At 49.6% G+C, this 26,619-nt stretch carries 22 protein-coding genes; 17 read left to right on the plus strand and 5 right to left on the minus strand.

The window, feature by feature from the left end:
* The first annotated feature begins 64 nt into the window (after positions 1–64).
* Together tdh and HNY42_RS06725 are read left to right on the plus strand one after the other, a co-directional pair.
* On the plus strand, positions 65–1,156 hold the full coding sequence (gene tdh / locus HNY42_RS06720) for an L-threonine 3-dehydrogenase (protein WP_131503024.1): 1,092 nt from the start codon (positions 65–67) through the stop codon (positions 1,154–1,156).
* Complete coding sequence (locus HNY42_RS06725; protein WP_114596234.1) at positions 1,156–2,331, plus strand: glycine C-acetyltransferase; 1,176 nt, start codon at positions 1,156–1,158, stop codon at positions 2,329–2,331. The genes tdh and HNY42_RS06725 overlap by 1 nt, the downstream gene beginning before the upstream one ends.
* A gap of 80 nt (positions 2,332–2,411) precedes the next feature.
* On the opposite strand, the gene HNY42_RS06730 is transcribed toward HNY42_RS06725, so the two are convergent.
* Genes HNY42_RS06730 through HNY42_RS06745 form a run of 4 tightly spaced genes read right to left on the minus strand, consistent with a single transcriptional unit; the run spans position 2,412 to position 6,237 of the window.
* The gene (locus HNY42_RS06730) at positions 2,412–3,164 is read right to left on the minus strand and encodes an iron ABC transporter ATP-binding protein (protein ID WP_131973132.1); all 753 of its coding nucleotides are present in this window, start codon (positions 3,162–3,164) and stop codon (positions 2,412–2,414) included.
* Entirely contained in the window at positions 3,161–4,216 is a 1,056-nt protein-coding gene (locus HNY42_RS06735; RefSeq protein ID WP_370528996.1) for an iron chelate uptake ABC transporter family permease subunit, read from the minus strand. Before HNY42_RS06735 ends, HNY42_RS06730 begins: the two co-directional genes overlap by 4 nt.
* Before the next feature lie 8 nt (positions 4,217–4,224).
* Complete coding sequence (locus HNY42_RS06740) at positions 4,225–5,244, minus strand: ABC transporter permease (RefSeq protein ID WP_188005297.1); 1,020 nt, start codon at positions 5,242–5,244, stop codon at positions 4,225–4,227.
* A complete protein-coding gene (locus HNY42_RS06745) occupies positions 5,245–6,237 on the minus strand; it encodes a siderophore ABC transporter substrate-binding protein (protein WP_131973129.1) in 993 nt (330 codons plus the stop codon).
* Between the two features lie 533 nt (positions 6,238–6,770).
* On the opposite strand from HNY42_RS06745, the gene HNY42_RS06750 reads away from it, so the two are divergent.
* The 14 genes from HNY42_RS06750 (at position 6,771) to nrdG (ending at position 23,967) form a co-directional block, all read left to right on the plus strand.
* Entirely contained in the window at positions 6,771–8,393 is a 1,623-nt protein-coding gene (locus HNY42_RS06750) for a DUF3153 domain-containing protein (RefSeq protein WP_131973128.1), read from the plus strand.
* Positions 8,390–9,847, plus strand: coding sequence for a phytoene desaturase family protein (locus HNY42_RS06755; RefSeq protein WP_188005298.1), 1,458 nt, complete (start codon positions 8,390–8,392; stop codon positions 9,845–9,847). Before HNY42_RS06750 ends, HNY42_RS06755 begins: the two co-directional genes overlap by 4 nt.
* Positions 9,848–9,976: 129 nt before the next feature.
* Positions 9,977–10,264 carry a hypothetical protein gene (locus HNY42_RS06760; protein WP_131503017.1) on the plus strand — a complete coding sequence of 96 codons (288 nt, stop codon included), beginning with the start codon at positions 9,977–9,979 and terminating at the stop codon, positions 10,262–10,264.
* 115 nt (positions 10,265–10,379) lie between these two features.
* Complete coding sequence (locus HNY42_RS06765) at positions 10,380–11,648, plus strand: DUF445 domain-containing protein (protein WP_188005299.1); 1,269 nt, start codon at positions 10,380–10,382, stop codon at positions 11,646–11,648.
* Positions 11,649–11,660: 12 nt separating this feature from the next.
* A complete protein-coding gene (locus HNY42_RS06770) occupies positions 11,661–12,482 on the plus strand; it encodes a DNA-3-methyladenine glycosylase family protein (protein WP_131503015.1) in 822 nt (273 codons plus the stop codon).
* A 115-nt stretch (positions 12,483–12,597) separates the two neighbouring features.
* Positions 12,598–13,035: a YlbF/YmcA family competence regulator gene (locus HNY42_RS06775; protein WP_188005300.1), complete on the plus strand. Its 438-nt coding sequence runs from the start codon at positions 12,598–12,600 to the stop codon at positions 13,033–13,035.
* Positions 13,036–13,101: 66 nt separating this feature from the next.
* Positions 13,102–15,633, plus strand: coding sequence for a DNA mismatch repair protein MutS (gene mutS / locus HNY42_RS06780; protein WP_131503014.1), 2,532 nt, complete (start codon positions 13,102–13,104; stop codon positions 15,631–15,633).
* Positions 15,634–15,647: 14 nt separating this feature from the next.
* Positions 15,648–17,471, plus strand: coding sequence for a DNA mismatch repair endonuclease MutL (gene mutL / locus HNY42_RS06785; RefSeq protein ID WP_188005301.1), 1,824 nt, complete (start codon positions 15,648–15,650; stop codon positions 17,469–17,471).
* A gap of 176 nt (positions 17,472–17,647) precedes the next feature.
* Positions 17,648–18,037: a CidA/LrgA family protein gene (locus HNY42_RS06790; protein WP_131503012.1), complete on the plus strand. Its 390-nt coding sequence runs from the start codon at positions 17,648–17,650 to the stop codon at positions 18,035–18,037.
* Positions 18,030–18,710 carry an LrgB family protein gene (locus tag HNY42_RS06795; RefSeq protein ID WP_255508429.1) on the plus strand — a complete coding sequence of 227 codons (681 nt, stop codon included), beginning with the start codon at positions 18,030–18,032 and terminating at the stop codon, positions 18,708–18,710. The genes HNY42_RS06790 and HNY42_RS06795 overlap by 8 nt, the downstream gene beginning before the upstream one ends.
* Positions 18,711–18,754: 44 nt before the next feature.
* Entirely contained in the window at positions 18,755–19,330 is a 576-nt protein-coding gene (locus HNY42_RS06800) for an AAA family ATPase (protein ID WP_131503010.1), read from the plus strand.
* A gap of 63 nt (positions 19,331–19,393) precedes the next feature.
* Complete coding sequence (locus tag HNY42_RS06805) at positions 19,394–21,433, plus strand: ATP-binding protein (RefSeq protein ID WP_131503009.1); 2,040 nt, start codon at positions 19,394–19,396, stop codon at positions 21,431–21,433.
* A 262-nt stretch (positions 21,434–21,695) separates the two neighbouring features.
* Entirely contained in the window at positions 21,696–23,534 is a 1,839-nt protein-coding gene (locus tag HNY42_RS06810; protein WP_131503008.1) for an anaerobic ribonucleoside triphosphate reductase, read from the plus strand.
* On the plus strand, positions 23,509–23,967 hold the full coding sequence (nrdG, locus tag HNY42_RS06815) for an anaerobic ribonucleoside-triphosphate reductase activating protein (protein ID WP_188005303.1): 459 nt from the start codon (positions 23,509–23,511) through the stop codon (positions 23,965–23,967). The genes HNY42_RS06810 and nrdG overlap by 26 nt, the downstream gene beginning before the upstream one ends.
* Positions 23,968–24,017: 50 nt before the next feature.
* Here the strand turns inward: nrdG and HNY42_RS06820 are convergent, their stop codons facing one another.
* The gene (locus HNY42_RS06820; protein ID WP_131973120.1) at positions 24,018–25,493 is read right to left on the minus strand and encodes a DHA2 family efflux MFS transporter permease subunit; all 1,476 of its coding nucleotides are present in this window, start codon (positions 25,491–25,493) and stop codon (positions 24,018–24,020) included.
* Between the two features lie 164 nt (positions 25,494–25,657).
* On the opposite strand from HNY42_RS06820, the gene HNY42_RS06825 reads away from it, so the two are divergent.
* The gene (locus HNY42_RS06825; protein WP_114596216.1) at positions 25,658–26,566 is read left to right on the plus strand and encodes a TetR/AcrR family transcriptional regulator; all 909 of its coding nucleotides are present in this window, start codon (positions 25,658–25,660) and stop codon (positions 26,564–26,566) included.
* The last annotated feature ends 53 nt before the right edge of the window (positions 26,567–26,619 follow it).

The raw sequence follows: 26,619 nt of genomic DNA on the forward strand, positions 1-26,619 counted from the left end.
GGATGCTCAATACTTGGTCTTGACCGATTAGAGAAAGAGGCAAGGACCACGAAGGAGTCGGGGAATGATGACAAAACTAGTGACAGCTGTAGAAGACACGACGAAAGTAAAAACGATGCGGGCACTCGTCAAAGAAGAACGGGGATTTGGCGCCGTTTTAAAAGAAGTGGCGGTACCGTCACCAAAACGCGGTGAAGTCTTGATCCGCGTCGAGGCGACTTCAATTTGCGGGACGGATGTCCATATTTACGAATGGGATGCCTGGGCAGCGTCCCGTGTCAATCCACCGTACGTCTTCGGACATGAGTTTTCAGGCGAAGTCGTGGAACTCGGGGAAGGGACAAAACGTCTGAAGCTCGGGGACCACGTCTCGGCGGAAACACATATCGTCTGTCATCAATGTAAACAATGTTTACGTGGTCAATATCATATTTGTAAAAACACAAAAATCATCGGGGTCGACACGCAAGGCTGTTTCGCGGAGTACGTCGTCATGCCGGAAGAAAATCTCTGGGTCAATCCGGACGACATGCCGGCCAGCATCGCATCGATTCAAGAGCCGATGGGCAATGCCGTCCATACGGTTCTTGCAAGTGATGTCAGTGCGAAAACGGTGGCAGTCGTCGGCTGTGGTCCGATCGGTCTGATGGCCGTATCCGTCGCGAAAGCGGCAGGCGCTGCGGAAGTCATCGCAATCGATGTCAATCCGTACCGCTTGGAACTTGCAAAGACGATGGGTGCAGATGTCGTCATCGATTCGCGTCATGAAGATGTCCTAGAACGGGTCCGTTTGATGACGGACGGAGACGGCATTGATGTCGTCTGCGAAATGAGCGGTCATCCGGTCGCGATCGGTCAAGCATTCGAGATGGTGACAGCAGGAGGAGACGTTAACATCTTGAGTCTGCCGGTCAAACCGGTTGAAATCGATTTGACGAACCATGTCGTCTTCAAAGGAGTCCGCGTTCAGGGGATTACCGGGCGGAAGATGTATGAGACATGGAGTCAGGTGTCCGCTTTCCTGTCGAGCGGAAAAGTCGATGTGAAACCGTTGATTACGCATACGTTACCACTCGAACGGTTTGAAGAAGGATTCGAATTGATGCGACAAGGGAAATGTGGAAAGGTCGTACTACAACCAAGGGGGACAAATTAATGGGTTTTGAGCATTTACGGACAGAATTAGAAGAGATGAAACAAGCGGGAACGTTCCGCGAACTCGTCGCACTTGAGAGTGCCCAGCACAACCGGGTGACGGTCGACGGGAAAGAATTGATTCAACTGTCGTCGAACAACTATCTCGGACTCGCAGCGCACCCGCGTCTCGCGAAGCGGGCAGCGGACGCAGCACTTGAATTCGGTGCCGGAACAGGATCGGTCCGGACGATTGCCGGAACACTCGAAATGCACCAGGCGTTCGAACGGGAACTGGCGACCTTTAAACATACGGAAGCGGCACTTGTCTTCCAATCCGGATTCGCAACAAACCTCGGTGTGTTGTCAGCCTTGCTCGGACCGGAAGACGTCGTCATTTCTGATGCCTTGAACCATGCGTCAATCATCGACGGAATTCGTCTGACAAAAGCGAAACGCCGTATTTATAATCATGTTGATCTTGCGGACCTGGAAGCGGCGCTGCAGGAAACACAAGATGCGCGGACACGTCTCGTCGTAACGGACGGCGTCTTCTCAATGGACGGTAACATTGCGCCACTCCCGGAAATCGTCGAACTGGCTGAAAAATACGATGCCCTCGTCATGGTCGATGATGCCCATGCATCCGGTGTTCTCGGAAAAAGTGGTCGTGGAACCGTCAATCACTTCGGTCTCGACGGACGTGTCGCCTTACAAGTCGGGACCCTCTCAAAAGCGATTGGTGTTCTCGGGGGATATGTTGCGTGTGAACAACACGTCAAAGACTATCTGATTCATAAAGGCCGTCCGTTCCTGTTCTCGACGTCGCATCCACCGGCAGTCGTCGAAGCGAACCGGGAAGCGCTCCGCGTCATGGAAGAAGAAACGGAGCTGTTTGACCGTCTCTGGGAAAACACGGAATTCTTCAAACATGGTTTGCGTGAACTCGGCTTTAATATCGGCACGTCAACGACGCCGATCACACCGGTCATCGTCGGTGATGAAGCATTATGTCATCAGCTGTCAGACCGTCTGCGTCAACACGGTGTCTTTGCACAAGGGATTGCTTTCCCGACGGTCGCGAAAGGCAAAGCGCGTGTCCGGACGATTGTCACAGCGGAACACACACGCGAAGATTTAGAGCAGGCACTCGAAGCATTTAAGCAAGTCGGACAAGAGTTAGAATTGATTAAATAAGAAAGTCTGAAACTAAAAAGAAGGACGGCCATCACTCGATGCGCCGTCCTTCTTTTTGATATGTTTCCTGCTGGATTATCTCAGTAAACGGCAATCGGTCCGTATGGTCCATCCATGATTTCGAGATCGGTCTCAAAAATATCGGATAGCGTGTCCGCGACCATGATTTCCTGTACCGTACCGAACGCAGCAATCTGTCCATGTTTCATGGCACAAATATGGTCGGCATATTTCGCTGCAAAATTGATGTCGTGTAAGACGGTAATGATTGTTCGTCCGAGCTCATCCGCGACATGACGAAGATACCCCATCATTTGGACGGACCGGGCGATATCGAGATTGTTGAGCGGTTCATCCAGCAACACGTAATCCGTCTCCTGACATAAGACCATTGCGACATAAGCCCGTTGACGTTGTCCGCCTGACAGTTCGTCGAGATAACGGTTCTCGAGTGGTGTCAGGTCAAGAAAGTCGATGTATTTTGATGTGATGGCTTCGTCGTCTGGCGTCATGCGCCCCTGGGAGTAGGGGAAACGGCCGAACCCGACCAGTTGGCGAACCGTCAACCGGGTTACAAAATGATTTTCCTGACGAAGAATCGTCAGGATTTTTGCCAGATCCTTGGACTTCGTACTTGAGACATCGAGTCCTGCGACCTGGATCTGTCCTTCGTCGAGATGCAACAGACGACCGATCATCATCAGTGTCGTCGATTTACCGGCGCCGTTCGGTCCGATCAGTGCGGTCAGCCCGGCTTGCGGGATTTCAAGTTCAAGCGGACCGATTTGGACATGATCCGAATACGTTTTTTTGACTTGCGTTAATTTAATCATAGGGACCTCTTTCGTAATAACACCGTTAAGAAAATCAGACCGCCAAAGAGTTCAATGATGACGGAGACGACGCTCGGTGCATTGAAAATATGATACATGAAGAAATAGGCACTCGTCAGAACGAGAAAGCCGATCGAAAATGCCATCGGTAAGACGTATTTATGGTCGTATGTAGAAGCGACCTGATAACTGAGTGTGGCAACGAGAAAACCGAAAAACGTCAGTGGTCCAATCAGTGCCGTCGACATCGACATGAGTAAGGAAATGAGGATGAGGACATAGATGACACTTCGGCGGTGATTGACGCCGAACGAGGTCGCGACGTCTTTTCCAAGGGCGATGACATTCAGACGGTTCGCCGACAGAAACAACAAGATACTGACGATCAGAACGACCGGAATAACGATTGGAAAATAGGCAGCATCGGCATTTGTGACTGAACCGAACAGTCGCGCCTGCAGAATATCGAATTCAGACGGATCGAGCATTCGTCTCATGAAGCTTGCGAGAGAATTCAGTCCGGTGCCGAGGATGATGCCGATCAGCAACATGAGCTGTAAATCGGCATATTTTCCGGATAATAGCCATCCATAGAGGAGCAGACTCATCACGAGCATGAGACCGACTTGGGTCAAAAATGCTCCCGTCCCTGAAAAACCGATCAGAGCCCCTGCACCAAAGAAAAAGATCATCGACGTTTGAATCGTCGAGTACAGCGCATCGAATCCAAGCAGGGACGGTGTGATAATCCGGTTATTCGTGACCGAATGAAAGGCGACGGTGGCAAGGCTTTGGCAGAGTGCGGCAATCGCCATTGTCACGATGGCTGTGATCCGGCGTTCGACGACCGGCCAAAAGGACGGTGATTGAACGGGAACCGGATTGTTGTAGAGCAGGAGACCAAGCGAACAGAGCAGTCCACCTGACAAAAACAGGGACAATAAAATCCAGTAGCGGCGCGCAAGTCGCTTAGAAGGGAAGGCCGAAGCATTCCGGCTGCTCTTATGAGCGGTCGTTCGTTCAGCTGGGGAAGGTTTCGGTTTTCTGTGCATGACTGTACTCATCGAATACCTCCTCTTTTTCGTTGCCGCAACAGGATGAGAATGAAGACGGCTGCACCAACCGTTCCGAGAATCAGTGAGACCGGCAATTCAAAGGGTTGAATCAACGTCCGCGAAATTAAATCACTGACGAGAACCGTCCCCATCCCGATGATACAGACCCACGGCAAGTTACTGCGCAAGTCATCCCCGCGCATCATCGAGACGAGATTCGGCACGATCAGACCGAGAAACGGTAAGTTTCCGATAACCGTCGCGACGATGCCGACGGACAAGGCGATCAGACCCGTTGCAATGATCATCAGACGGTTGTAATGAATGCCGAGACTCGTCGCGATATCCTCGCCGAGACCGACTACTGTCAAACGATTGGCGAGAAAGAAAATACACATCGTGACCCCGACAATAATCCATAAGTATTCATAGCGCCCGATCTGGACGGATGAAAACGATCCGACAAACCATCCCTCCAGCGCCTGGCTCGCCCGGAAATATAAACCTAAGAAGGTGGAAATGGCTGAGATGACAGCGCCGAGCATGAGTCCGATGATCGGTACGATCAATGAAGAACGGAGCTGGACTGAACGCAGGAACCAAAAGAACACCATCGTGCCGGCGAAAGCGAACACGATCGCACCGGTCATCCGCATCATCAATGTCGGTGCCGGAACAAGCAGATAGACGGTCAATAGTCCAAGTCCCGCCCATTCAATCGTGCCGGTCGTCGTCGGTTCGACGAGCCGGTTCTGTGTAATCAGTTGCATGACGAGTCCCGCCATCGCCATGGCTGCACCTGTCAGCATCAGGGCAATCGTCCTCGGGACACGTGTAATCCAAAACATAGAAAAGTCATTTGCCGTGTTCCCGAGATCATAGACTCCGGTAAACAGGGAAGTAACGGCAAGGAGACCGATGATCAGCAGGGCGATGATAAACGGTGGCGTCCAAACGACAGAAAAGGAAGGTCGAGCAATCGGCTCAACACTTCCATTCACTTGTTGCGGCTTGATCTGGTCCATTTACTTCACAAATGCTTTCGACACACTTTGAAAAAATTCTGAATAGGTCTGAATTGATTCGTTTAAGTACATGTCCTTTGGTGTATACACAATCCGGTCTTCTTTGACGGCTGTCGTCTTTTGAAGCGCCGGAGCACGATCGATGACATCTTCCGCCGGAACAGCATCTTTGGCGTTTCCGAGCGGAGCGTCACGGTCTAAGACAAGCAAACGGTCCGGATTGCTTTGCGCGATGGCTTCGACCGACACTTCGTCTCCTTGATCGTTACCTGATTTCTGCTTGACTTCAAGTGCCGGTTTCCAGCCGAAGATGTCATACATCGGTCCAAAGACACGACCGCTCATCGGAGCGGAGAAACCGATGTCTCCACCCGAGACGATGACCGACATGACGCTGTCTTTTCCGTTATAGGATTTTTTCACATCCTGAATCGACTGTTCGAAGGTCGAGACGAGTTGGTCGGCTTCTTTTTTCTTGGCAAAGATTTGACCGAGAGTGTGTGTCGTATCTTCAAGACCTTTGACTAACAGTTCACCCGGTGTTCCGGATGTTTCAGGCAATTCGATGTCCAAATCGATGACGGCAGCTTCCGGGACTAACTTTTTGATCTCGTCGTAGTAATCCGCAAAACGTTGACCGACGATGACGACATCCGGATTGACACCGGCGATGGCTTCGAGGTTTGGTTCGAAGTGCATGCCGACGTCGACGATTTCCTTGTCTTTGGCGTACGGCGATTCAGCCGGCAACAGTCCGACCGGAGCGGCAGCGAGCTCGACGTCCCAGGCAGCGAGTGTCTCGAATGTCCGGTTATCGAGTGCAACGACTTTCTTTGGTTGTACGGGTACCTTGACCGTACCGTGTGCATCCGTGATTTCGACCGTTTTTGTAGCAGATTGTTTACTGTCTGTAGTCGTTTCGTTCGCTGTGCCGCAAGCGGCAAGTAAGACGGCGAGTGAGCTCATCACCATCGATGTTTTGAGTGTCCCCATTTTAATTCATCTCCTTTTGGTTTTAGACAATGCATCAAACGTGAATATGTATGTGTTTTTCTTTCACGAATTAACTGATAATGATTATCATTGTCATCTTCAAGTTGAATGATAGCAAACAAAAATTGGAGATGCAATGACAATTTTTGTTTGCTGAACTTTCCGATTTTTTATTTCTATAAACTATACGGAAATAAAAATCTCGAAGTATTTTACAAAATTCATATGTTAATAAAGCAGCAATCACTTGCTGATAACGGTCAAATCAGCTGATATAATCATAAAAACAACAGAATTTAAATGATTAGAAGTTGAATGAATGTATTTGTTCACAACAGATACAAGCGTCGGATATTTTTCTGGAAAAGTAGAAGGACAAAGACTGAAGTGACTTCTTCATGTATAAACAACTAGAGCGTGACGGCTTAAAGTCTGTTACATTTTTTTGGACATTCTCATTTTGAAGCATGAGGACTTCCGAGTTAGGGAAAAGAAAAACGAGCTGATAGCAGAGAGAAAGGGCGTGTGACGATTTGATCAGCAAACGAAAAAAACTTATTGTCCTGTCGTTCGCGTTGATGGCAATGGTACTTGGCGGATGTATCCGGATCCAATACGATGCGACGGTCCATACCGACAAAAGTGTCACCTTGAAAACGACATACGCGGCAAAAGAGCATCCTGTAGCGCGATTACTTAATCTGAACCCGGACTGGAATACGTATGTCAAACAGGCTCAGAAGAACGGGTACGCGGCAAAGACGTTCAAGACGCAGGATGATTACGAAGGCATCCGGATGGAAAAGAAATTTGCCAAATTCGAAGATTTGGCAACGATTAAAGATGAATGGAAAACAGGGATCGGCGGTATCCTCATCCCGCCGGATACGACGTATGAAGTCAAACAGGAAAAAGGATTTTGGTTTAATACGTATCGACTGGATACGAACATTGATTTAAGTATCGACCGGTTGAACATCAAAGGCTATCAGCCGACCGGACAGGTTAAAAAATTAGCCGATCGTTATCTCCGGCAGGCAGATATTGAAATCAATCTTCATGGACCGAAAGTGATTGGTCTGCAAAATGGGGAAAAAATCGACTGGTCGAATCATAATAATGTCTCGTGGAAACTGTACGGGACAAAGGCTAACGAGTTACAGCTGATCGCCTATGTTCCGAATCCGACCGGCTGGATCGTCACGGGAATCGTTTTGTTGATCGGGGTTTGTCTGCTTATCTTTTGGATTGTTCATCACGTCCGGAAATTACGCCGCAAACAACTGCAGACCATAGGTATCTCGGTACTCGTCTGTCTGCTTGTCGGTGGCAGTGCCTGGTGGTTCTTTGCCGACGAGACGTCGAGTGCACCACCGCCGACAAAACAGATTGTCGCGCAACAGGTCGGCGAAATCACGCCGACATTCATGGTTCACGGTCTGTTCGGGACAGAGCGGACCTTCCTGCCGATGATGGAGAACTTCACGAAAAAGAAGCTGGCAGATGACGGCGGACGATGTGATGTGTCACGAAATGGGAAAGTAGTTTGTGACGTCAAACCGTCTACGACCGGTTATCCGCTTGTCCGGATTGTCTTTGAAGACGATGAAGCAAGTCTTGCTAATCAACAAAAATGGCTCAGTACAGCAATTGAACAATATGACCAAAAGCAACAGGCGACGTTTACGGACATCCAACTCGTCGGTCACAGTATGGGCGGAGTCGATGTCGTCGCCTATATACTGAAAGAAGATATCCCGTACCATGTCCGAAAAGTCGTGACGCTCGATGCACCAATCAGCGGCTCGGATTATGCGACGCTCGGGCTGACGCTTGCTCCGTTCGGTACGAATACAAACAGTCCGGCGATTCAGGATTTGGCTGAAAACTCGGCGGCGATGAAAAATCTGAAGGATCGTTTGGAGACATGGCCCCGGGATGTGCTGGTCTATTCTTTTGGAGCGAAAGGTGGAGACTTCAATTTGATTCCGCTCAAAAGCTCGTTTGCGCTTGATGCGTATACGGATAACATTCAAACGAAATCCTATAAGTATGATCATTTTACGATCCATCGCCGGGAACCGGTTTTCAAAGAAGTCCGCAATTTTTTGTTTAAAGAAAATCTGGTCACAGAGACAGAGGAGGAACCGTCATGAAACGGATTGTCATCATCGGAGGCGGAATAGCGGGAGTCACCGCTGCGGCGTTACTCGCTCGAAACGGGCATGATGTGACTTTGTGCGAAGGAAGCCGTGAATGGGGCGGGTCAGCGGGTAAGTTTACCCGCAAAGACTTTACCTATCCGGTCGGTGCGACACTCGGAATGGGTTTTGAGTCCGGCGGTATTCATGACCGGGTGCTGCAGCACCTGCAAATCGACCAGCCTGTCGAATTGCTCGAAACCGTCATGACAATCAAGTTGGACGGGCATGATATCTTCTATTATCGGGAACGGGACCGTTTCATTGCGCATTTAAAGGACCAGTTTCCTGAGCAGGCAGATGCGATTCAACACTTTTTTGATGAACTGGACCGGATCCAGCGACACGTCCGACCGTTAATGCAGGCCTTACCGGCGTTACCGCTCAAAACGTTGCGTGATGCGCGGATGATTGTCCGGGAAACAAAAGCAAGTCTGCCGCTACTCCCCTATCTGGCGCGGACGGTTGGTGACATTCTCCGGAAACATCAGTTGGACGGGACGGTTTTTGCACAACTGATCGACGGGATTTTACTCGATAGCATGCAGACGGGAAAAGAAGCTTCGGCGTTGCTTGGAGCCGTTGCATTGTCGATTTATCATGACGGCGCGTATTACGTTCCGGGTGGACTGTATCAAGTCGCAGAACGTCTGAAAGCTGCTGCTGAAGCGGACGGAGCAACAGTATTGCTCGGTCGTAAAATCACCTCTGTCCGTCAAACGGCGGATGGCTTTTTAATCGAAGATCGGCGGGGACGACTTTTACTGGCCGATGCCGTCATCGGTGCCGTGCCGATCGAAGCGATGCAGAAACTGGTCGAACCGTCATTGCGACTTGCATTGGGCCGGACGTACAAGCGACAAGCTGACTTAACGCAGTGGGCAACATTTACGTATTACGCAGCGATTCCTGAGACAATCATTCAAGAGGATCACGCCTTTCGGCAAATTCACGATCCGCTTCTACCGTCGGGTCATGCGTTCATCTCCTTATCTCGGACGGGAGACATCGAGCGGGCACCAATCGGGTGTCGGACGTTGACGATGTCCTGCCATATTCCGATCGGTCAGTTCGCACGCGACGCCCGCGCGCAATATGACCGGCAAGTCGAAGCCATGCAGGAAAAGTTCGAAACGATTTTAGAACAAGAATTCCCCGGTTTTCAAGATCAAGTCATTGAACGCCATCCCGGTGGACCGGGTGCCTGGGTCCGCTATACATCACGTCCGGATGGCGGTGTCGGCGGATATCCGCAATTGCCGTCGACAAGTTTGTTTCGCGCTGCCTCGTTTCGGACGGGTGTCCCGGGACTTTATATCATCGGCGATACTGTATTTCCGGGTGCCGGAACAATCGGAGCGACGACTTCCGCCATTCATGTGGCCCGGGAGTTCGGTGTGAAGATTTAGAAAAGAGTTTGGGAAATAATGAAAGAAGCGGCCGGATGGTCGCTTTTTTTTGAGAACAGGATTATGATTGAGGCGAGACGGGAAGTAGTTATTCATGAGCGAAAAAAGAGAGAGAAGGAGTGAACGAGATTGAATCAGTTTGAAGACAAGTGTCAAGATTTCATTCAAGAACGTCGCCCGGAAGTCGGTCCGTTGATTTTTACAAACGCCCGCACCTTCATCAATGCCCGGGGATTAAGCGTATATGAACGAATTTATCAAGGAAAAGAAGAAGTCCGATTGGCGTTCGTCGAACAGACAGCCGGTCATCAAATCGTTTCATTGATGGAAAATACATTTGGAAACGGACTCGTCTACTTTGTGTCGACAGCGACAGCAACATGGGACGGCGAAAATTTCGGTGAATTTACGTTTTAACTACATAATGAGTCCCAGTCCGGTTGAGGCTGGGACTCTTTCATGTCGAAACTTGGATGCGTTTTTGAACGTATACGAAGTATGACAAAACATGCAGCGAGAAGGAGGAACCATCTTGCAACAACAATTAAAACCAAAATCATCGACCCGGCGTCTAGCGACCGTGTCCTTGATTTTCATGGCAGTCGGCTTTATCGCCTCATTGCCGTTTAAAGAAAACGATTGGGTATTTTGGTTGCAGAGCGGTTTTGAAGCAGGGCTTGTCGGCGGAATTGCAGACTGGTTTGCCATCACGGCATTATTCCGGCACCCGCTCGGATTGAAAATTCCCCATACGAACCTATTGCCGAAAAACCGGGAGCGGGTCATCGAGTCGATCGTCCAGATGCTCGAAAAAGACTTGCTCAATAAAGAGAGTATCGTTGAAAAGTTACGGCATATGACGCTCGCCGACCGTTTCATCAAATTGTTGCGCTCAATTGTCCTGTTACCGGCGTTTCGTTCGACGGTCACGGAACTGTTGGCCGGTATTCTACACAAACTGCCGAAAGAAGCGATCCTGAAGGTCGTCGATGAACGGATTTCCGACACGGTCAAAGCGTATCCATCCAAACGATTGGCAGAACGGCTGATGGGATTAAACGAGGAACGGCGTCTTGATGAACTCGCCATCGACCAATTGCTCGGGTACGGGCAACGGTTGCTCGAAGATCCCGTGATCCGTGATCAAATTGGCCGTTTGGCGTATCACGCCATGATTGATCAGGAAAAAAACACCTTTTTACGCGTTACGGCGAAGACGGTACAAAAAGTCTACTCGGAAGAACGGTTGAGCCTTGTCATTCAATCCGTCCTGCTGAGTGTGATTGAAGATATGAAGCAGGTGCATCACCCGAACCGTCTGGCGATTCTTGATCATGTACGCCGGAATTTGGCGCAATTGACGCAAGATGAAGAGCGGCTTGCAAAAATTGATCAATGGAAAGCAGCAGAAGTTGATCGTTTTGATTTGCAACCGGTCTTGAACCGGGCCTACACGGCAGGAATCGAGGAGCTGAAAACGTACTTGGCATCTGATTCTTTCTGGGAAAATCGTGCTTTACCGTTGATGAACCAAGCGCTGAACGAGTGGGATCAGCATCCGACGTTCAAAGAAGAAAGTGACCGCTGGATGAAAGATCAGCTCGTACGGTTCGTGGATCAAAACCACAAAAAAATCGGCGGCCTGGTCCGGGAAAACTTAAACCGTTTTGATACGGAAACGTTGATTCATATGATTGAAGACAAGGTGGGGAACGATTTGCAATGGATTCGCGTCAACGGCGCGATTTGCGGATTTTTCATTGGTCTGATTCTTGGTGGGATCAAACTATTCATTGGTTGAGGGAGCGATTGTATGTGGCAGGAACAGTTACTGTTAGAAGACGACTATGACTTTGCCGGTATCCGGAAACGCCTTCGGGGTGACCGGTTACAGGTCGAACAGGACGGTCGGTTGTTTGTTCCGCTCTTGTTGCCGGAAGGAAACTTCATCGGTCAGATGGAAGCATCCGGTCCGCGGACACTGCTCTTGTCCGGAAACGGTCCACAGAAACCGATGGTGCAGCAATTGCGCCGCCGGTTTCGTCTGGATACGACGAATCCAAGCCAGCACTTATCAAACACCTCGCTTTCAGAAGTCGTGGCCACGTTCGGAGCGGAGCGGCTTGTGCTGGATATTAGTCCGTTCACTGCACTCATCCGGTCAATCATCCATCAACAAATCAATCTGGCCTTTGCGCAAGTCCTGATGGAACGGTTTTGCCGGACATTCGGAACGGAACAGGACGGGGTGATTTTCCCCCCGACGGCAGACCGGTTACGGAAGCTTGAACCGGAACAGCTTCGGGTACTGCAACTGTCCGGACGAAAAGTCGAGTACCTCCTGGGAGCAGCGCGGGCCGGGATTGATTTTGACCGGTTGACGGAAGCATCCGACGCAACGATCGCGGAGACATTGATTGCCTTAAAAGGAGTCGGTCCCTGGACGGTACAAAACGTTTTGATGTTCGGATACGGACGGGAGGACCTGTTTCCAGCGTCGGACATCGGCATTTTACGGGCGTTTGAGCACTTGCACGGGACCCGGCCGAGTGTTGAAGAGGCAGTTTCACTGGCGGAAGAATTTGCCCCATACCGTAGTCACGCCGCCTATCTGCTGTGGCGCTCGATTGAATAAGGAACTATTCTTGTCACCCCTCTAAGAGAACGGTATAATAAATGCGTTAAGAACGAGTCATCGTTTGTAGATATGATAAGCGTAGCGGGATCACCGCTTCCGATAGAGGGGACGAATGTTTATGTACACAGATGAACAAATCATCGAAAAGGCCAATGAGATCGCGAAAATGATTTCTGAGACATCAGAAGTAGAACGATTCAAAGCTGCTGAAGCAAACATCAACGGGAACGAAAAAGTTCAAAAGATGATGAAACAAATCAAGTTCCTGCAAAAAGAAGCTGTTAACTGCCAGCATTACGGTAAAACGGAAGCCTTGGCACGTGTCGAAGCAAAACTGGATAAATTATTCGCTGAACTCGACGAAATGCCCGTCGTGCAACAATTCCAGGAATCACAGGAAGAAGTAAACGGACTTCTTCAATACGTGACGGTGACGATTTCAAACGGCATCACGGATCAAATCATCGAAGCGACTGACGGCGATGTCTTGGCGGGGAAAACAGGCAGCGGCATGGATGCAGAAAATAAAAGCGGCGGTTGCGGCTATTAATCAATGAATTGAATTGGAAAAGCCGACGGATTCCCGTCGGCTTTTTACGCGAATGAGGTGAACAGCATGGAAGCAGTCCATAACACGCCGATGATGAAACAATATTTTTCGATTAAGGCCGACTATCCGGATGCCTTCTTGTTTTATCGGTTAGGTGATTTTTACGAATTATTTTTCGAAGATGCGAAACAAGTCGCACATGAACTCGAATTGACGCTGACAGCGAAAAACGGCAAAAATGCCGAACATCCGATTCCGATGTGCGGTGTCCCGCATCACGCAGCGAACGGTTACATCGAACAATTGATTGAACGGGGATACAAGGTGGCGCTGTGTGACCAGGTCGAAGATCCGAAGTTGACGAAAGGGCTCGTCAAACGCGAAGTCGTCCAAGTCATCACACCGGGAACCTTGATGTCATCGTTGACGGAAAAAGAAAACCGCTACCTGGTCGCCGTCGTCGAGCAGGATGGACGGTTCGGTATTGCCCGCGGAGACGTCTCGACCGGCGAAAGTGCCTTGACGAGCGTTGCGACGCTTGATGCGGTCGCGAAGGAGCTGAGCATCATCCTGCCGCGAGAAATCATCGTGACGACAAGTGAACATGAGGCAGCACTCAGCCATTTACAGATTCCATTGACGCAGAGTGCACGCCGGGAAAACCATCCTCACGGTGACCGGGCGATTGATACGGCACAAGCAGACGCCTTTGCTGTGCTCTATGCCTACATGCATGATACGCAAAAACGGTCGCTTGCCCACTTGCAACCGGCCATCGTTTACGAAGCGGCCGACTTCATGCAGCTCGAACCGAATACGGTCAAAAATCTGGAGCTGGTCCGGTCTGCCCGGACCGGCGATAAAAAGGGATCGTTACTGGGACTGCTTGACGTCACGGGTACGGCAATGGGCGGCCGGATGCTGAAGCGTTGGCTCGAAAAACCGTTGCTGTCACAACACACGATTGCCGAGCGGCTGGACGCCGTCGAAGAACTGCTGGCACATTATTTCGAGCGACAACAGTTGAAGGATACATTGCGGGAAGTTTATGACTTGGAACGATTGGTCGCAAAAGTCGGGTACGGGACCGCTTCCGCCCGCGATCTTGTCCAGTTGAAGTCAACGCTGCGTCTGATTCCGCGGATTCAAGCGGCACTTGAAGAATTACTCAGTGACCGGCTCGGACAGCTTGCACTTGGACTTGATCCGCACGATGAATTAACCGATCTGCTCGACCGTGCTTTTGTCGAGGCTCCACCGATTTCGACGAAAGATGGCGGAATGATCCGGACAGGATTTGATCCGGCGCTAGACGAATTACTGGTGGCGTCAAAAGACGGGAAGACGTGGCTGGCGACGCTTGAAGCAAGCGAACGGCAAGCGACGGGGATTAAGACGTTGAAAATCGGATACAACCGCGTCTTCGGTTATTACATCGAAGTATCACGGGCCAATGCCAAACTGTTGCCGGAAGGGCGTTATGAACGGAAACAGACACTTGCGAATGCGGAACGGTATGTGACGCCGGAACTGAAAGAGAAGGAAGCACTGATTCTCGGAGCTGAGGAAAAAAGTATCACGTTGGAATACGAACTGTTCTGTCAGGTCCGTGATCAGGTGAAGACACACATCGAAAGTCTGCAACGGGTCAGCCGGCGGATTGCCGAACTCGATGTTCTCGTCGCTTTGGCGGAAACCGCCGAACGGTATGATTACGTCCGACCAATCACGTTGACCGGCCGGAACGTAACGATCGAAAACGGGCGACATCCCGTCATCGAGACGGTATTGCCACGCGGGGAGTATGTTGCGAACGGCATCAATCTGAATGAAGACCGGGAAATGCTGTTAATCACAGGACCGAACATGTCCGGTAAATCGACGTATATGCGCCAGTTTGCCTTGATTGCCTTACTGCATCAAATCGGATCATTCGTCCCGGCAAGCCGGGCCGAGTTACCGATTTTCGATCAAATCTTCACGCGAATCGGGGCAGCGGACGATTTAGTCAGCGGTCAATCGACCTTCATGGTCGAGATGGTCGAAACGCAAGAAGCGTTGACACGGGCAACCGATAAATCGTTGATTCTCCTGGACGAGATTGGCCGAGGAACGTCGACGTACGATGGAATGGCGCTCGCACAGGCCATCGTCGAACATATTGCAGAGCACGTCGGCGCAAAAACCTTGTTCTCGACCCATTATCATGAACTGACGGTCCTTGAGGACTCGATGCCGCGTCTCGCGAATGTCCATGTCCGGGCTGTCGAACAGGATGGACGGGTCGTATTCTTACACGAAGTCCGGGACGGGAAAGCCGATCAATCGTACGGTATCCATGTCGCGCGCTTAGCCGATTTACCGGATGCCTTGATTGCCCGGGCGGAAGTACTGTTATCTGAATTTGAACAAGCCGATGAAAGGATGGTCGTACCACCCAAACAAACGACAGTTCAGGCGGAACCCGTTGATCAACTGAGTCTCTTTGCTGAGACGGATCCGGTCCGGGAGACGGTACAGACACTGGATTTAATCAATATGACACCACTTGAAGCATTAAACACGCTGTACCGTCTGCAGGCGGAAGCGAGAAAATAAGGAGGACGTCAGGCATGGGAATCATTCGGGAACTATCCGATTCGCTTGCGAACCGGATTGCGGCAGGTGAGGTCGTCGAACGCCCTGCCTCCGTCGTCAAGGAACTGGTTGAAAATGCGCTCGATGCGGGTGCGACACAAATCGATGTCGAACTGGAAGAAGCGGGAATGAAGCGGATGACGATCCGCGACAACGGACACGGTTTTTATCCGGAAGACGCGGAACTGGCGTTTGTCCGGCACGCGACAAGCAAAATAAAGGATGAACACGATTTATTCCGCATCAAGACGCTTGGATTCCGCGGCGAAGCCTTGGCGTCGATTGCATCTGTCAGTAAAGTCACCTTAAAGACGAAACGGGAAGAGCAGGAAGGGATTCAGCTGACACTTGACTGCGGACGGCTGACGAATCGGTCGGCGATTGCCATGAACCGGGGGACGGAGCTGACGGTCGAGCAACTGTTCTTTAATACACCGGCCCGACTGAAGTATTTGAAGACGACACATACGGAACTGGCCGCCATCACGGACATTTTGAACCGGGTCGCTTTTGCCCATCCGGAAGTCAAACTGTACGCGGTTCACGAAGGAAAAGTCTTGATTCAGACCAATGGTTCGGGTGACGTCCGGCAGGCACTTGCCAGTGTCTACGGGCATCAGACGATTCAGGGAACGCTTGTCGCAACCGGTACGACGGCTGATTATCAGTTGACGTGTCATCTTGTGAAGCCGGAAGTGACCCGGGCATCGAAAAATTACATCACCTTGATCTTAAACGGACGTTCGGTCAAAAACTTTGCCCTGACGCAAGCCGTTTTAAACGGCTATCACACGTTGTTGCCGATTGGGCGTTTTCCGATTGCTGTCATCGAAGTGACGATGGATCCGTTGTTGATTGATGTCAATGTCCACCCGGCGAAACGGGAAGTCCGTCTGTCAAAGGAGGCGGAACTCTGTCAATTGATTCAGGAGACAATCCGCTTAACGCTCAGCCGGCAGACGTTGATTCCGAAAGTGACACCGCCGAAACCTAAAAAAGATCCGAGTACGCAGGAAAAATTAGAATTTTCCTATGTGGCGGAGCCGGTCGAGGAATTGTCTTCCCGGTCTGTGTGGAATTATCCGATTCCGAAACGGACCGAAGCCGGGAACGAGCCTGTCCCGTCAGGCAGCCGGATTCAAAAACCGGACCAATCAATCGAAGTACTGCATGAACCAGTCCCGGAACAAGTGGAACAGCCGGCCGCGACGGGTCCGAAGTTTCCGCATCTCGATGTCATCGGACAGCTCCATTCGTCTTATATCGTCTGTTCGGGAGCGGACGGGATGTATCTGATTGATCAGCATGCCGCGCAGGAACGGATTAAATATGAGACCTATAAGGTCATGTTCGGTCGTCCGCTTGAGCAGAAGCAACAGTTGTTGTTGCCGTATACTTTTGAGATTGCGAGTGACGATATGCGGCGGATGGAGGAAGTTTTGCCGCTACTGCGTGATGTCGGGATCGAACTCGAAGCTTTTGGTCCACAAAGCTTCATCGTCCGGGAAGTCCCGACCTGGTTCCCGTCGCACCGGCAGGAAGAGACAATCCAGGAATTGATGGATGAAGCCCTGATGAAACGAAAAGTCGACCTGGAAACGTACCGGGAAGATGCGGCGATCATGATGGCATGTAAAAAATCGATCAAAGCCAATCATCCGCTGAATCATGAGATGATGCGGCAGTTGATCGTCGACCTCGCTAAAACCGAGATGCCGTTCACTTGTCCGCACGGCCGACCGGTCATCATCGAATGGACGACGTATGAACTCGAAAAACTGTTTAAACGGATTATGTGACGAAAGAAGAGGCATCTGTCTTAAGACAGGAGGCTCTTCTTTTTTTGTGCTAGGACAGAAAAAGAAGGGAACTGCTGTGAGAACGGTTACTTATATAAATCCGGGTAATTTCATTGATTGTTCACAAACTGAGGCGGATAATAGTACCCGAATACGTTAAACAAGGGGAAATCATTATGCGTTCAAAATTATTATTGAGTGTGACAATCCTACTGCAGATTGTCCTCATTTCCTGTTTCGCCATGATCGGGGATGTTGTGAGTACAGGACTGCAGTTGCCGTTACCCGGAAATATCATCGGCTTGATTTTATTGTATCTGGCATTAAAAAGCCGGCTGCTCAAAATCAGCTACGTCGAGCACGGGGGACGGGTCCTGTTGCTCGTCATGCCGCTATTTTTTGTACCGGCCTTATCCGGTATCATGGATTACACGGTTTTCATGCGTCAATCCGGCCTTCAGGTCCTGATCATCCTGATCATCAGCAGTCTGTTGACATTAACCGGATCCGCTTTTCTCGTCGATCGATTGGCCCGACGCAAAGAGGGGGTCGATGCCCATGAGTGAAGGACTATTTTGGCTGGTATTGACGACTTTGCTGTTTGGCGGCGCGTTTTGGTTGTACCGGGCGTTTCCGTTTGTCTGGACGCTGCCGATTTTGACCGTGACGGCGGCCGTGATTGTCATCTTATCGCTCAGCGGTACGACGCACGCTGTATACATGTCAGGCGGACAGTATTTATCACGGATGCTCGGACCGGCCATTACAGCATTTGCGATTCCGTTGTATCAGGTCCGGCATCATGTCCGGAAGTTTTTACCGGAAATCGCACTTGGTGTCGGGATTGGAACCATCATTGCCCTGACATCCGACTTACTGCTTGGTCTGTTATTGCATCTTGGCCGGACGACCAATCTTGCTTTGTTACCAAAGTCGGTGACATTGCCTGTTGCTTTGGCGATTTCGGAACGATCCGGCGGCACGCTTGCTTTAACCGCGACCTTTGTTCTTGTGACAGGGCTTGTCGGTTCGATTGTCGGTCCGTGCCTGATGACAGGGCTCCGGATCCGTCATTTTGTCGGACGCGGTGTCGGACTGGCATCGATTGCCCATGTCATGGGAGCGACGAAATCAATGAGTCTCGATCAGCGGGAAGGGGCGGTTGGTTTACTGACGATGATTTTGACGGCAATTCTCGCCAGCGTCCTTGCACCGTGGATCATTCAAATTGTATATTAAAGGAAACTCCTGCCGAGGAAAGATAAAGGTGGTATATCCGGACAATGATTATTTGGGTCAATGGTACATTCGGTGTCGGTAAAACGACGGCTGCCCGAGGATTACAGCAACGAATCACAGGCTCGTATTTATTTGACCCTGAGTTGACAGGTCAACTGTTACGCCAACAGCTTCCGCAAGAGAACCAGGCTGATGATTTTCAAGATGAGCCGCTTTGGCGCCGGTTGAATTTGTTAATGCTCGAACAACTGGATCAAGGTTCTGCCGTCATCATCGTACCGATGACGTTAACAAATAGTACGTATTTTGAAGAAATCATCGGGACGTTAAGAAAAAACGGACACCATGTTCACCATGTAGCATTGATGGCGAGTCCGAAAACCGTCAGACGACGGTTGCGAAGCCGGTTTGAACGCGGACAGTCCTGGGGCGGGAAACAAGCCGAGGACCGGTTGCGTGAGCTTTCCCATCCGCTCTTCTCGCATCATCTCCAGACGGACGGGATGTCGAAACAGCAAATCGTTGATGCCATCGGATTAGTCTGTAATCTCCGGTTATTGCCGCCACGGAGCGTAAGAGACAGGATTGAAACGGCAGGATTGAGGGAAATAAAGGTGTGATGCGAAACGAAAGTCTCGCATCACACCTTTATTTTTATAGTTTTAGTAGGAGGCTTTAGCAATATGAAACAATGGATGACTGAAAAACTAGGGAGACAGCTGATGGCGGTATTTTACAGCGTGTTTGCCTGGAGTGTACTCACATCTGTCGCCAGTTATCTTTATATCGACAATTCGGCTGGTCAGACGAAGGAACAAGTACTTGCTCAACTGCAACAAACCCAGTGGTTCTGGTTTTTGAACTTATTGATTTTTCTTTTATGCTTATTATTCATCGTCCGACCGTTGATTGGCCGGCTGACGATGCAGTTACATGAACTGAATATCAAAAGTCAGCGACTCGCGGAAGGAAAATCAATTTCGCTCGAACACGATGTACTGGTGGAGAACGAAGTCGGACAGCTGACGGAATCCTTTTATCGGATGGCCCGTTCAATCTCCTCGCAACACACGGAGCTGTCACGAAAAAATCAGTTGATGGAACAGAATCAAGAAGCCCTTAAAAGTAAACAAACGGAACTGGAACAGGCACTCGAAGTCACACGTTCGAACGAACTGCATCTGCAGGACCGCAATGAACTGATTGAAACACTTGCTTCGAAGGAAAGTTTGTTTGATTATTCATCGGTCATCAGTACGATTGTCCGTTTGACGAAAACCGAGTTTGGAGCCCTGTTATTGATTAAAAACAATGTGATCTCATCCGTCGTCCCAAAAGAAATGACGGAAGAACAGCAGGAGAGCCTGAAAACCGAATCGTTACTGCTCAAACGGGTCATGATTTCGAAAGAACGTGCCAATTCTTCGAAAAAAGTCGCCAATGACAGTTTGATTGGTTTCCCGTATTACATTTATGAAGCCGTCATCCCCGTCATGGATCAGGCGAAAGATGAACTGATTGCCTGTCTCTATCTGGCACGGTTCGATCAATCCTTTAACATAAAAGAATTGAATGAACTGGAATCGTTTTCGAAACAGATTGCAATTTCCTTGATGCGGATGTCACTGTATGAACAAATGGAATACGAACGAAAAGAGACAGCCCAACTGCTGAATTCAGTCCGGGAAGCCATCCTCTATATCAAACATGACGAAAAAACGATTCTTGGAAATCAGGCGTTATTTGATATCTTCGAATCGTTACAGATCGAAGAAGACAACGATTCGATGACATTCCTCGAAGTACGGCCGGAGACGATGTTTGAGCAGGTCGATCAAAAAGAGGCATTTGAAGCGTATTTTGAAGAAGTCTTATCGGGTCAGATTCCGGAAGGGATGTTTTCGTTATCGATTGATCAAGGGGAATACTTCATTCAGGTCTACGCGGAAGAAATCATGCTTAGTGAACAAGCGAAAGGAACGATTCTTGTGTTCCGGGACGTGACGGCGGAAACGGAAGTTGACCGGATGAAGTCGGAACTTGTCTCGACCGTCTCACATGAACTGCGGACACCGCTCTCTTCCATTTACGGGTTCACGGAACTGATGCTGAAACGGAAGTTGGATCCGGAACGGAACAAACGCTACCTGCAGACGATTCATGATGAATCGAAACGATTGACGGATCTTGTCAGCGATTTCTTAAATGTTCAACGGATGGAGTCCGGGAAACAGTCCTACGATAAAGAAGTGTTTGATCTGATTGATACGGTCCGGGAACAGACACGTTTTTATCAGGCGTCAACCGAACAACATCGTCTGCAGCTGGATGTCGATGAGAACCATGAGTTTTTGATTCATGCGGATAAAAACAGCATGAAACAACTGCTCGGTAATTTACTTCATAATGCAATCAAATATTCACCGGACGGCGGCGATGTCGTCATCTCGCTGACGCATCACCACAATCAGATTGAGTTAAGTGTCCGTGACTTTGGATTAGGGATTCCAAGCAGTGCGATGCCACATCTGTTCAGCAAGTTTTACCGGGTCGACAATTCCGACAGCCGTAAAATCGGCGGAACGGGCTTAGGTCTCTCGATCTGTAAAGAAATTGTCCGGGCACATGACGGCAATATTGATGTCGAATCCATTTTAGGGGAAGGTACCGTGTTTAAGGTGTTGTTACCAAGTGTCTCCGATACATTGATTGAAATGAATTAAATCAAATAGGACAGGAAGTGCGGAAAAGAATCATCCGCGTATCCTGTCCTGTTTTTCGTGAACAGTGAGGTTTCTCATACCGGGAGAGGATAGAAGAAAAGTGGATGAGAGCAAATTCCATGCGATTTTCTGAAAACATTTGGTGACGAAACGGCTGTTTTCCTTGCAAATCGTTTCAGATATGCAGGGATTGTCGGTCTTGGAAAGCTCTCGCTATAGTGGGGATACAGATAGAAACCACACGATTTAGGGAGAGATGAAGATGGACATACAGACGTTATATGAACAAATCGTTCAGGATCCGTCAACGGATGAGATGCAGGAAAATGCGAATGTCGATGGGAAATCGCCGCTCGGAAAGCTGAACCGTCTTGCCGGTGTCGCGGCAAAACAGATGATGCAGGACATGTTGTTATCAGCAGAAGCGAAACAGGCACTTGTTGAAAATATCATCTATGTCCACGATGCCGACTATTATGTGACCGGGACGACGACCTGTGTTCAACTGCCGCTCGGGCGATTGTTAACGGACGGTTTTACGATGACCCACGGATCGATCCGTCCGGCACAGGATATCCGGTCGGCCCTGGCACTCGCTGCCATCATCATGCAGGCGAATCAAAATATGCAACACGGCGGACAGTCCTATCCGATGTTTGATTATGATCTGGCTCCGTTTGTCGAAAAAACCTTTCAGCGGCAACTGAAGAAAATCCGGGAACTGGTTCCGAAATGGTCAAATCGACGCAAGCGGGCCTATGCGATGTCTGAAACATATGAGATGACCTATCAAGCATGTGAAGCGTTTATTCATAATACGAATTCGATGCATTCACGCGGTGGCGGCCAAGTGCCGTTCATTTCCATCAATTACGGAACAGATACCTCAACGTTCGGCCGGCTGTTGATTCGGGCACTGCTTGAAGCCACTCGGGCAGGACTTGGAAAAGGGGAGACGCCGATTTTTCCGATCCAGATTTTTAAGGTTAAAACAGGAGTCAATTTTCAGTCGGAGGACCCGAACTATGATTTGTTTCAACTGGCGACGGAAGTGACCGGGAAACGTCTGTTTCCGAACTTTGCTTTTCTCGATGCGCCGTTTAACCAATCGACTGGTACACCGGACGAAGAAGTGGCCTACATGGGGTGCCGGACACGTGTGCTTGAGAACCGGCAAGGTCGAGCTTCTGTCGTCGGACGGGGAAATCTGTCATTTACGAGTCTGAATCTTGTACGCCTTGCCTTGATGACGCAGAGTCTCGATCGGATGTTTGAAGCGGTCTCCGCTTATACGGCAGTGATTTGCGAACAATTACTGGAACGCTATCATTACCAAGCCAACCGGACGGCAGACGAATTTACCTTTTTATATCGGCATATCTGGCGGGACGGACAGACGCTGGCTGAATCAGACCGGGTCGAACCGGTCTTACGGCAAGGAACGTTATCCGTCGGGTTCATCGGTTTGGCGGAAGCGTTGATCGTCCTGACGGGGCAACATCACGGGGAGTCGAAACTTGCCCACGAAATCGGTCAAGCCTTGATTCGATTGATGCGGACGGTTGTCGATCAGTACGGGGAAAAAACCGGACTGAATTTTTCTCTGCTCGCAACACCGGCGGAAGGACTATCCGGAAAATTCACGGCCGCGGATGCCGAGCGATTTGGTGTAATGGAACGTGTGACCGATAAACCGTATTATACGAACTCATTTCATCTGCCGGTCGATACGACGGTGACCATCCGTGAAAAAATTCGTTTGGAAGCACCATTTCATGCCTTATGCAACGGTGGACATATCACGTATGTCGAGACGGACGGGGCTCTCGCGGAAAATCCAAAAGCAATCGAAGACATCGTCCGCCTGATGGCAGAAGCCGGTATCGGATACGGGTCGATCAATCATCCGATTGACCGCTGTCTGACGTGCCGGACGGAGCAGACGATTGAAACCTCCTGTCCGGTGTGCGGCGGAACAGAGATTGAACGGATTCGCCGGATTACCGGATACCTGGTCGGAACGATGGACCGGTGGAATCCTGCGAAGCGTGCGGAAGAACGGGATCGGGTGAAACATGCGACTACTCCACATTCTCGCTGATTCCGTCGTCGACGGACCCGGCCTCCGGACGGTAATCTTTTTTGCCGGTTGTCCCCACCAGTGTGCGGGGTGCCATAATCCGGAGTCTTGGGCGATGGATGGCGGCGCAGACTACACGGTTCGCCAAGTCCTGGAACAGATTGAAGGCATCGGTTCACGCCGGATTACGATTTCCGGCGGGGAACCGTTTTTGCAACGTACTGCCCTGGCAGAACTGGTTCACGCGTTAGCCGGCTGCGACATCTATCTGTTTACCGGTTACCGGATTGAACAGTTGCTGGAAGATACGCAAGCCCGACAGATTCTGTCACAGATTGATGGTTTAGTTGACGGGCGGTATATCAAAACCCTTCATGATTCTTCCCTGTCGATTCGTGGCAGTACGAATCAACGTATCTTGACGAGGGAACAGCTTCAGACTTTTCTAGGATAAAAAACAGGTCGTTTCTTCTCATGATAGAGAGGAAACGACCTGTTTGAGGTTTAAGCATATTTCTTTTCACGTGCTTCATCAATGTGAACGACGTCTTGCTCGACTTTCCGTTTCTTAATGAAGAACGATAATCCTAAAGCCAGTAAGGCGAGCAACGTGGCGATGAAGAACGTATCATTGATGCCTTCGACCATCGATTGTGTGATGATCGTTTGCGGATTCGTCCCGGGCGTTGCATTTGCCGTCAGTTCTTTGGCATAGTCAGCGGTCCGTGATGTCATGACCGTAACGAGCAGTCCTGAACCGATCGCACCGGATACTTGCGACAACGTATTGTTAAGTGCCGTTCCGTGCGGTGTCAAATGTTGCGGGATATGGTTCAATCCGTTTGTCATAACCGGCATCATGACCATTGAGATCCCGAGGAAGCGTAATGTGTACATGATGACGAGGAACGAATACGCTGTATCCGCCGTCAGACGACTGAAGAAGAAAGTTGTCAGGACGGTCAAAGACAGACCGATCATGGCAAGGACCCGGGCACCAAAGCGGTCAAACAGACGACCGGTAATTGGTGACATGAATGCCATGACGAGTGCACCCGGCAACATCAAGAGACCGGAATGGAACGGTGAAATACCGCGAATCGTCTGGACGTAAATCGGCATCAGGATCATGGCGGAGAACATCGACATGTTCAAGACCATTGAAATGCCTTGCGATAGAGCGAACATCGGGTATTTAAAGATTCGGAACTCAAGCATCGGTTCATCGAGCCGGAATTGGCGTATAATGAACGAAGCGAGACTGATCACACCAATGGCGAGAGCACCGATGACGGTCCAAGATCCCCAACCGGCAGACCCGGCTGAACTGAAACCGTACAGTAATCCGCCGAAGCCGAAGCTTGATAAGACCAGTGAAAGTTTTTCAAGACGCAGTGTACTCGTGACGACTTCTTTCTTTAATAAGAAGAATCCGATGACGAGGACCAGCAGGGAAATCGGTGTAACGATATGGAACAGCATCCGCCATTCGTAATGTTCAAGCACCCAGCCGGACAACGTCGGGCCAATGGCGGGAGCAAACGTGATGACAAGACCGAAGATGCCCATCGCTTGTCCACGTTTCTCAATCGGGAAGCCGTTTAACAGAACGTTCATGAGAAGCGGCATCATGATGGCGGAACCGGATGCTTGCAACATCCGCGAACCAAGCAGGACCGGAAACAGATCGGCTTGACCGGCGACGATTGTGCCGATCGAGAACAATCCCATTGCCGTTAAGAACAATTGGCGTGTCGAAAACTTTTGAACGAGAAAGGCGGACGTCGGAATCATGATTCCGTTGACGAGCATGTAACCCGTTGTCAGCCATTGAGCGGTGCTTGCTTCAATGTTGAATGATTTCATGATGGATGGTAAAGCGATATTTAACAGCGTCGAGTTCAGGACAGCGACGAAGGCGCCGGCCATCAAGACCGCTAAAATTAAATAAAGACGAGATGATTGCTTCGTTGATTGCATTTCGTTATGCTCCTTTTGTACAGTAAGTCTAGTTTGTTATACACTGATTCTACAACTTAGCTATCTTACCGTCTCAAGCAAAACATTACAAATTATTTGCTTTATACACTAAAGTAAATGAGTGGTTTTTGAAAAACAGATCATTTAAAGAAAAGGATAATGTTATGAACCCGAAAAAGAAACAGCTCCTTGATGCTGCCTACCAACTGTTCGTCGAAAAAGGTTACCAGTCGACTTCGATCCAGGACATACTCGATCAAAGTGTCGTCTCCAAAGGAACGTTCTATAATTACTTTTCATCAAAAAATGAATTGTTCATTGATGTCTTCAATACGGTTTTCGAAAAGATGCGTAATGCCCGCAAAGAAATTTTAGTCGGCCGTGACGTCTCGGATTATGAAACGTTTATCCGGCAAGGGAACTGTTACCTCGAATTGATGCAGAAATATAAACTGTATACGTTGTTTGAAGAAGCGATTGCTTCTAATGAAAAAGAATTAAAAGCATTCATGGAAAATAACCGGTTGCTTGAAATCGAATGGACGTACCATCGTCTGCGTGATTTATTCGGGGAAGCGAAAACACCGTATCTGCTCGATTTAGCTGTCATCTATACCGGAATGTTACAGTATGCGATGTACTTCTTCCGGCAATCGGAACCAAACACGCAACCGGAACGGGTCGTCCGGTATGTCTTTAACCGGTTGACCCATCTCGTCGAAGATGTCAGCCGGACGGAAGAACAATTGATTCCGCCGCGGTTTTTATCGGTCTGGCTCGATCGTCCGCAAGATGAGGTCGTCATCCGGAAAGATTTATTCGAAAAGACGAATGCCCATATGAAGCGGCTGATCACGCTGTCCGCGATTTCAGACGAATCAAAAGAAGCGCATGATGAAGTGCTCGATTTCATTTATGAAGAATTACTGGAACGGAAAAAACCGAAGATCCATCTGTTGAAGCGGGCACTCGAAACGTTGCAGGAAGATCCGATCTTCACCGGTCAGGAAATCATGGTCCGTTATCAGGACATGGTCGACGAAATCGTCCGGATCCGGACACTGTTACAATAAGGGCTTATCGCTTCAGGTGAAACGTCTTATAATGAAAAAATATGTTCAAACCA

The organism is Exiguobacterium sp. Helios (genome assembly GCF_014524545.1).
Classification (GTDB): domain Bacteria; phylum Bacillota; class Bacilli; order Exiguobacteriales; family Exiguobacteriaceae; genus Exiguobacterium_A.

Excerpts from the sequence above, each read along its gene's own strand:
- tdh (WP_131503024.1), top strand. The coding sequence starts at position 65 with ATGATGACAAAACTAGTGACAGCTGTAGAAGACACGACGAAAGTAAAA.
- HNY42_RS06725 (WP_114596234.1), top strand. The coding sequence starts at position 1,156 with ATGGGTTTTGAGCATTTACGGACAGAATTAGAAGAGATGAAACAAGCG.
- HNY42_RS06730 (WP_131973132.1), bottom strand. The coding sequence starts at position 3,164 with ATGATTAAATTAACGCAAGTCAAAAAAACGTATTCGGATCATGTCCAA.
- HNY42_RS06735 (WP_370528996.1), bottom strand. The coding sequence starts at position 4,216 with ATGCACAGAAAACCGAAACCTTCCCCAGCTGAACGAACGACCGCTCAT.
- HNY42_RS06740 (WP_188005297.1), bottom strand. The coding sequence starts at position 5,244 with ATGGACCAGATCAAGCCGCAACAAGTGAATGGAAGTGTTGAGCCGATT.
- HNY42_RS06745 (WP_131973129.1), bottom strand. The coding sequence starts at position 6,237 with ATGGGGACACTCAAAACATCGATGGTGATGAGCTCACTCGCCGTCTTA.
- HNY42_RS06755 (WP_188005298.1), top strand. The coding sequence starts at position 8,390 with ATGAAACGGATTGTCATCATCGGAGGCGGAATAGCGGGAGTCACCGCT.
- HNY42_RS06770 (WP_131503015.1), top strand. The coding sequence starts at position 11,661 with ATGTGGCAGGAACAGTTACTGTTAGAAGACGACTATGACTTTGCCGGT.
- HNY42_RS06775 (WP_188005300.1), top strand. The coding sequence starts at position 12,598 with ATGTTTATGTACACAGATGAACAAATCATCGAAAAGGCCAATGAGATC.
- mutS (WP_131503014.1), top strand. The coding sequence starts at position 13,102 with ATGGAAGCAGTCCATAACACGCCGATGATGAAACAATATTTTTCGATT.
- mutL (WP_188005301.1), top strand. The coding sequence starts at position 15,648 with ATGGGAATCATTCGGGAACTATCCGATTCGCTTGCGAACCGGATTGCG.
- HNY42_RS06790 (WP_131503012.1), top strand. The coding sequence starts at position 17,648 with ATGCGTTCAAAATTATTATTGAGTGTGACAATCCTACTGCAGATTGTC.
- HNY42_RS06795 (WP_255508429.1), top strand. The coding sequence starts at position 18,030 with ATGAGTGAAGGACTATTTTGGCTGGTATTGACGACTTTGCTGTTTGGC.
- HNY42_RS06800 (WP_131503010.1), top strand. The coding sequence starts at position 18,755 with ATGATTATTTGGGTCAATGGTACATTCGGTGTCGGTAAAACGACGGCT.
- HNY42_RS06805 (WP_131503009.1), top strand. The coding sequence starts at position 19,394 with ATGAAACAATGGATGACTGAAAAACTAGGGAGACAGCTGATGGCGGTA.
- HNY42_RS06810 (WP_131503008.1), top strand. The coding sequence starts at position 21,696 with ATGGACATACAGACGTTATATGAACAAATCGTTCAGGATCCGTCAACG.
- nrdG (WP_188005303.1), top strand. The coding sequence starts at position 23,509 with ATGCGACTACTCCACATTCTCGCTGATTCCGTCGTCGACGGACCCGGC.
- HNY42_RS06820 (WP_131973120.1), bottom strand. The coding sequence starts at position 25,493 with ATGCAATCAACGAAGCAATCATCTCGTCTTTATTTAATTTTAGCGGTC.
- HNY42_RS06825 (WP_114596216.1), top strand. The coding sequence starts at position 25,658 with ATGAACCCGAAAAAGAAACAGCTCCTTGATGCTGCCTACCAACTGTTC.